A 7995-nucleotide genomic window follows, 5' to 3' on the forward strand; every position below is an offset into this window, starting at 1 on the left:
TTTTCAGAAATACCAGATGATGAGTTAGAAAGAACTGTAGAAAGAATTAGAAATAGACCGCGAAAAGTATTAAATTATTTTACTGCAAATGAAGTTTTCCTTGAAAATATGTGGTGGTGTGCTTGACAAGACTCACCGCCCCTTATAAAATAAGAATAAAAATATTAGAAAAAATAAAAATAAAAATAAAAATAAATATATATATTTATCTTTAAAATTTTGAAGTTTCATAAGCGATCTCCTTGATAAGATATAGTGGTATTTTCTTTTTTTATATCTACTATATTTTCATGGATTTCCTTTTTTTATGGATCAGATGATACTAGAATTATAAAAAATCAGTTTATGCAGAGGAGGATCAGTGCAGCAAGTAATAATTTTAAATCGTTGTTTAATACCACAGAGGGTTTGATGGCAACAGGTGATAAGCAGAATTAAACACGTTTATCGTATATGAAATACAAACATAATACTCTAAAATAGAATTAAATGTTTTAAAAGTTGCCTAAATGTTTAAAATTTAATATAATGTTTACTAGAGGAGTAATGAAGTTACATATATTTCATTATTATGTACAATTAATAGGGGGGATTAAATTGAATCAAGAGAATAAAATTAAAGAGTGGTCGAATCCAACACCGGCAGGCTTAGTGGCTTTGGCAGTTGCGTGTTTTTGCTTCTTTGCCATTTTAAGTGGTAAGGTAACGCATGATGCCATGCCATTGCTTGGAACTTGACTTTTAGGCGGATTTGTAGTTCAGTTCGTAGTAGCACTTTTGGATTTAAAAGAGGGCAATAATACTGGTGGGAATACATTTTTATTTTTTAGTGCATTTTTTATGCTTGTTGGTGGCATGGGAATGATAATGAAATTCAACATGATTAATAAAGGCATAGTATTTGACGCACGTATCGATGGATGGGCATGGATGGTGTTGACATTGTCTTTAATTCTTTGGACACCGGCATTTTTTAAAGGCACTCGACTGCTGACAATAGTTATATTGGCATTAGATGTATCTTTGCCATTCATTACACTAATGGACTTAGGAATTTTACCAAAGACTTATGCAATTATACCAGCATGGGGATTATTGTTTGCAGGAATAGTTGCAATTTATCTTGCTTCAGCGATAGTAGTAAACACTGCTTATGGTAAAACCATTTATCCACTTCCAGGACCTTTTGAGTTTAAGAAGGGAAGGTTAAAAACAGTTACTGAATAATAAATTTAAAAGAGGCTGTCTTAGAATAGATAAAAATATCTATTCTAAGACAGCCTCTTTTTCATAAAAAAATGCCGATCCCCGGTAGTTTTCACCTTGTTGGAGGTCGACAAATTATTAACTGATGTTTCATGGTAGATTTTTTTCGGGAAAAGAAATATAATCCTAAGTAACAACATTTAAAGGAGTAAGTTCGATGAATAAAAAACTTCTTGAAACGTATTCAAATTTTTTATTATCTAGGAAATTATAAATTTAATATTGTAATGTCAGATGTAAAAGGAAGTGGGGGCTCTACTTTTTTTAAGCTTGGTACACAGGGGGAGTAAATGAAAAGATGTGATTGGTGTATAGGAAATGAACTCTACGAAAAATATCATGATGAGGAGTGGGGGGGAGTTGTCTATGATGACAGAGTATTGTTTGAATTTTTAATCTTAGAATCTGCCCAGGCAGGGCTGAATTGGCTGACTATATTGAAAAAAAGAGAAAACTATAGATTAGCTTATGATGATTTTGATTATAGAATAATCACTGGATACGGTGAAGAAAAATTTGAAGAGTTGATGAATAATAAAGGGATAGTAAGAAATAAACTGAAGATAAGAGCATCTATAAATAATGCGATTAGGTTTATGGAAGTACAAAATGAATTTGGCAGTTTTTATAACTATCTATGGAATTTTGTAGAGGGGAAGCAGATAATAAATAGGGTAGAAAAATTAGAGGATGTTCCTGCTAAAACGGAACTTTCAGATGCAATAAGTAAAGACATGAAAAAAAGAGGATTTAAATTTATAGGAACTACAATCATCTATGCGTATCTACAGGCAGTAGGAGTAGTAGACGATCACCTGAAAGGGTGCATGGCTAATGAATAAAAAAATTAGAAGATTTAATTACTAAAAACACACTATCTGATATAATAGAAGTACGAAAAAAATAAAATGGAGGATAATATGAAATTAAAAATCACAGGATGTATCAAACAAAAAAATAGATTTTTAACCAATATAGAATATATAAAAGGTATGGAGTTTTATCCTGAGGGAAAAGGAGGACAACTTGGAGACTTAGGCTCTGTAGGGGAGGCACAAGTTTTAGAAGTAGATAGAGACGGCAACCTCTTTTTAGATAGAGAGATGAAAGTGGGAGAATACTCCTATAAAATTTCATTGGATAGAAGGGATGAGATAGGTAAAAATCATACAGCACAACATTTGGTGTCGACTTATCTAAAGGGAAAATATGACTTTGATACTGTAGGTTTTAGGATGGGAGAGGAATACTCCACTGTAGATTTTCCAAGTTTGGAGATAGATGAAGTAAAAATAAGAGATTTGGAAGTGGCTATAAATAAGATGATCATGGAGAACTTAGATGTAGAGGTCTTGAGCTATACTCGTGAAAAAGCCAGTCAGATAGAATGCTTAAGAAAAACTATAAGTGACAAGATCATAGGAGATATAAAGGTGGTCAAGATAGGGGATTTTGATTTAAATGCCTGCGGTGGATTCCATGTAAAACAGACTAAGGATATAGGGTTATTTAAAATTATAAACTATGAGAAAGTAAAGAAAACTATAACACGTATCTATTATAAAGCTGGGAACAGATGCTATGAAGATTATTATGAAAAACATGAAATTATAAAAAAAGCTACAACTCAACTGAGTTCAACTGTAGAGGAGATAAATGGTAAGATAGATCAGTTGTTTGAGGAGAATAAATCTAAAACTAAGGAATTGAGTAGTTTATATCATAACTATAGTGAACTATTATGTGAAAAATTAAAAGAAAATGCAGAGATTGTAGGAGAAAATAAAATAATTATTTACAAGGAAAATGATGCAATAACTAAGTTTTTTCCTAGGTTTATAGAGGGTGAAAAATACTCTCTAATATATGGTGAAAATGGAAGTTTTACTGTGATAAGTAAGGCTATAAACTGCGGTGAATTAAAGGAAAATTTGGAAAAACTCGGATATATTGTAAAAGGTGGAGGGAATTCCACAAGGATTAATTTGAAAATAGATATAAATATAGAAAAAATAGTTGATATTTTTTTGAAATTACTTTAAAATTAAGAGTAAAATTAAATTTTTTATAATATTTCGAAAAAGTGAAATTCTGAAATAAAAAGTATAGAATAATATGAAAGGTTAGTAAATAGATGAAAAAGCGTTTAACTATATGAAAATTTAATTAAAAATGAATGTGAAATTACGGAGGAGAAAAATGAATAAGATAAACTTATTAGAGTTAGAGTACGATGAATTAGAAAGTGTTGTAATAGATTTAGGGATGAAAAAATTTAATGCAAAACAAATATATGAGTGGTTACATGTAAAAATTGTCAGAAAGATAGAGGATATGACAAATATATCTAAAACAAATAGAGAATTATTGGCAGAAAAAACTTATATACCTTATTTAAACCTGTTAGACCACAAAGTATCTAAAAAGGACGGGACTGAAAAGTTTTTATTTAAATTAGAAGATGGAACTACTATCGAGACTGTATTATTAAAGCATAAAGATAGAAACACAGTATGCTTGTCTACTCAAGTAGGATGTGCTGTAAAGTGTGCTTTCTGTGCAACAGGTCAAGGTGGATATACTAGAGATTTATTCAATCACGAGATTGTAAATCAAGTATATACTATCCATAGAAGATTAGTTAAAAAAGGTGAAGGAGTAAATAACTTAGTGTATATGGGAATGGGAGAGCCATTATTAAACGTAAATAATACTATAAAATCTATAAGAATTTTATCTGATGAAAAGGGGATCAATATCTCAAAGAGAAGGATAACAGTATCTACTTGTGGAATTGTACCAGGAATTGAAAAGTTATTACAAGAGAAGATGCCAATAGGATTGGCTATATCGCTTCATGCAGTAACTGACCAAAAGAGAAATGAGATCATGCCTATCAACAGAAGGTATCCATTACAGGATCTATATACAACGTTACAAACATATCAAAAATATACAAAGAGAAGACTTACTTTTGAATATATCTTAATAGATGAGTTTAACTGTTCAATGAGAGATGCTGATATGTTGGCTGAATTTATGTATGGGTTTGATCATATAGTAAACTTAATTCCTTACAATGAAGTGGAAGGAATCGACTACAAGAGACCAGATAGAGAGAAGATAGAAAAATTCTATAATCAATTAAAGGAAGTAAGAAAAATAAATGTAACTTTCAGAGGAGAAAAGGGTTCTGATATAGGTGGAGCTTGTGGACAACTAAGACAACAAAACAAAAGGTAGGATACTATGAAAAAATTATTTCGTAATATATTATTTATACTTATAGGATTGTTTTTATTAGGCGGTATAGGAGCTACTGTTCTTATTGTAAAGGCATATAAGGAACTGCCGGATCTAGGGCAACTGATAGAAGGATATAATCCGGTAGTACCAAGTAAAATATATGATACAAATGGTGAAGTAATAGATGTTCTCTATAAAGAAATTAGAGAAACTGCAACTATAGAGGAAATGCCAAGATCACTAAAAAATGCTTATGTGGCTATAGAGGATAGGAGATTTTATGGTCATCATGGATTTGATGTTTTAGGGATGGGAAGAGCTCTAGTAGTAAATATAGTTACTATGAGTAAAGCCCAAGGTGCTAGTTCTATAACTCAGCAGTTAGCTAAAAATGCCTTTCTTAGTAATGAAAAAAAAATTATGAGAAAGGTGAAAGAAGCCATAATTACAGTGGAGTTGGAAAGGGGTTATACTAAAGATGAGATCTTGGAAAAATATATGAATGAGATATATTTTGGATCGGGTGTCTATGGAGTAAAAACAGCAGCCAGAGCATTTTATGGTAAACCTATAGGTGAGATCAATGTAGCTGAATCTGCACTACTAGCAGGAGTGCCTAATAGACCTAATAAATATAATCCTAGAAGACATCTAGACAACGCTGTTACTAGAGGTAAATTGGTTCTATCTCAAATGAGAAGATACAACCTTATAGACGAGAAAGAGTATCAAAAAGCATTGTCTCAATTTTTTTATAATGAAGATAAACTACCAGAGGAATTAAAAGGTCTGTCTATGGAAGAGTTATCTAAATTAAATGTTACTATAATAAAAAGTAAGAGTAAAAAAAGGAGTTATAATACTCCTGATTTCACTGATATAGTAGAAAAAAAATTGTTTGAATTATTTACAGAAAAGCAGATATACGAAGAGGGATTAGAAGTGTATACAACCCTGGATATAGGGATGCAAAAAGCAGCTAAAGCATCATTTGAAAACTATGAACCGCTGAAGGGGAAAAAAGGTTTAGATGGTGGGATGGTGACCATAGAAGCTGATACAGGTTATGTAAGGGCTGTTATAGGTGGTAAAAATTTTAAATCTGGAAATTATAATAGAGCTATCTATGCTAAAAGACAACCGGGATCATCCTTTAAACCATTTGTTTATTTTACAGCACTAAGGTTGGGTTACCCTATGAACACAGTAGTCGAGGACACACCGATAGAGTTCGGTGAATGGAAACCTAGAAACTATGGAGATAAATTTAGAAAAAACTTTACACTGCTAGAGGGAATGGAAAGATCTATAAATATAGTGGCAATAAAAACCTTGCAAAAAGTAGGCCTTAAAAATTTAGGTAAAACTGTAAAATTAGCAGGAGGAAGAGATATAAAAATTCCTCAAAATTTGACAGCAGCATTAGGAACTATGGTAGTTACTCCATATGAACTTTCAAGTTTATATCTGCCTTTTGCAAATGGTGGATATAGAGTGAAACCACAGTTTATTACCCAAATAAAAAACAGATATGGAAAAATAATATATAAGGAACAAGCAGAACAGGAGAGGGTTTTTAAAGGAGAAGATGTAGCTCTTATTACCCACATGATGGAAGATGTAGTTAACCTTGGTACTGGTAGAAATGCAAGGGTAAAAAAAGATGGGAAAAACATTGTACAAGGTGGTAAAACTGGTACAACCAATAGACAGAGAACGGCATGGTATGCAGGAATAACTCCTAAGTATGTTACCACAGTATATATTGGCTATGACAATAATAAACCCATGGATAAGTCTGCCACTGGTGGAGGACTCACAGCAAAATTATGGGGTAATTATTATCAAATGTTAGTAGATAATGGATATGATACTGGGAAAGAGTTTAATCATATTGTTGACGGCTTAAAAAATGGTAAATTAAGTAAAGTGCTGATCGATTCCAAAAATGGTAGATTAGCAGATTCTACATCAGGCTGGAATAAAAGATGGGCCTTATTTAAAAAAGGAACAGAACCAGTAGAGATGGCATCTGTATATAATTCAGATTTTAATGATTTTTTTGTTAAATCCGATGAAATTATGATGGAAAATGTAGAAGAAACAAGAGAGACTAAAAAAAATGTGGAACAGAATGAAAAAAATATAAATTCTGATTCTATGTTTAAAGACCTCTTTGGGAATTGAAAATTTAAATCCACTCTTGTGGTAGATGTTCGAAAAATCCATCTATAAAAAACCAAAGACTATGTGTAGAGGTCGAAATTAATCTACACTTTTTTCGGTACACTTTTAGGAGGGATTTTATATCCCTCTTTTTATATTTAAAAATTTTTTAGTAGCTAGCTTAAGACAACCACAAGAGTGCCACGTATAATTGAGGGAAAAAGGAGAAATAAATATGCAAAATATAATACTTTGGTTTGTAATGTTGTTGATTAACTTTGGGTTTATCTTATATTTTTATAAGAATTATGGGAAAAATGGTCTTTATGCCTATATCCCAATAACTATAATATTGGCTCAGATACAGGTAAATAAAGCCATAGAGATAGGCGGGATGTCATCTACTTTAGGAAATATAATGTTTGCGTCAAGTTTTTTAGTAACAGATATATTGTCGGAAAAATATGGATTGAAGGCAGCAGCCAAAGGGGCAAAAATAGGGCTTATGAGTAATATAGCAGCGACTATATTACTGCAAGTCTCGGTAGCTTTTGAACCCAGTACAGCTGATTATTCACAGATAGCCATGGAAACCTTATTTGGGCCATTATCTAGATTCACAGCGGTGGGACTTATATGTTACTGGATCTCACAAAATATAGATATCCATCTATTTGAAAAACTTAAGAAAAGGTTCCCAGAAAATAAACATCTGTGGCTGAGAAACAATGGAAGTACTATGCTGAGCCAGTTTGTAGACACGGCGATCTTCACATATTTAGCTTTTTACGTAAGTTTTGATTTTTTAGGATTCTCCTATGTAGGGTTTTATGATTTTAAAACATGTTTAGAGATATTTACAACTACATATTTAATGAAGGTTGTAATAGCAACTTTTGATACACCATTTTTATATTTAGCTAAAAAGATGCATAAAGAGGGAACCGTTCAAGATGGAAAATTGGGGGAAGTTTAACCACCTATAAGTATTGATTTATATAATGGATAATAGAAAAGTAGTGATAATTCATGAATTATCCGTACAAAATTAATCTGTGTCAAAAATAAAAATAAGAGGTGGAAGATGAGATATAATAAAATTTTAGAAAAAAATATTCGGGAAATAGTACTGTTAAAAAGTTTCCCTTGCAGTTACGGAAAGTGTAAATTTTGTAACTATATGGTGGTCGTGTTTGTCAAACAGTTTATGAAAAAACTTAAGCAATTTTTTGAGTACCAAAATATACCTTAGCAGGTGTTTCATAATCTAAAGAACTATGTCCTCTATCGTTATTATAAAAATTAATATACCTTTTT

At 31.5% G+C, this 7995-nt stretch carries 7 protein-coding genes and 1 pseudogene; all 8 read left to right on the plus strand.

Annotated elements, in window-relative coordinates:
* Positions 1-546: 546 nt before the first annotated feature.
* The gene (locus tag V5784_RS05675) at positions 547-738 is read left to right on the plus strand and encodes a hypothetical protein (RefSeq protein ID WP_336888074.1); all 192 of its coding nucleotides are present in this window, start codon (positions 547-549) and stop codon (positions 736-738) included.
* Between the two features lie 39 nt (positions 739-777).
* Complete coding sequence (locus V5784_RS05680; RefSeq protein WP_336888075.1) at positions 778-1227, plus strand: hypothetical protein; 450 nt, start codon at positions 778-780, stop codon at positions 1225-1227.
* Positions 1228-1556: 329 nt separating this feature from the next.
* Positions 1557-2108, plus strand: coding sequence for a DNA-3-methyladenine glycosylase I (locus tag V5784_RS05685; RefSeq protein WP_336888076.1), 552 nt, complete (start codon positions 1557-1559; stop codon positions 2106-2108).
* A 78-nt stretch (positions 2109-2186) separates the two neighbouring features.
* The gene (locus V5784_RS05690; protein ID WP_336888077.1) at positions 2187-3308 is read left to right on the plus strand and encodes an alanyl-tRNA editing protein; all 1122 of its coding nucleotides are present in this window, start codon (positions 2187-2189) and stop codon (positions 3306-3308) included.
* A gap of 157 nt (positions 3309-3465) precedes the next feature.
* Positions 3466-4509: a 23S rRNA (adenine(2503)-C(2))-methyltransferase RlmN gene (rlmN, locus tag V5784_RS05695; RefSeq protein WP_336888078.1), complete on the plus strand. Its 1044-nt coding sequence runs from the start codon at positions 3466-3468 to the stop codon at positions 4507-4509.
* 6 nt (positions 4510-4515) lie between these two features.
* Complete coding sequence (locus V5784_RS05700; protein WP_336888079.1) at positions 4516-6699, plus strand: PBP1A family penicillin-binding protein; 2184 nt, start codon at positions 4516-4518, stop codon at positions 6697-6699.
* A gap of 214 nt (positions 6700-6913) precedes the next feature.
* Complete coding sequence (locus V5784_RS05705) at positions 6914-7654, plus strand: queuosine precursor transporter (protein ID WP_336888080.1); 741 nt, start codon at positions 6914-6916, stop codon at positions 7652-7654.
* Positions 7655-7762: 108 nt separating this feature from the next.
* A pseudogene (locus V5784_RS05710) lies at positions 7763-7861 on the plus strand (radical SAM protein); the annotation flags it as partial.
* Positions 7862-7995: the final 134 nt, after the last annotated feature.

This window comes from Psychrilyobacter sp. (assembly GCF_037132775.1).
In the GTDB taxonomy this organism is placed as follows: Bacteria; Fusobacteriota; Fusobacteriia; order Fusobacteriales; family Fusobacteriaceae; genus Psychrilyobacter.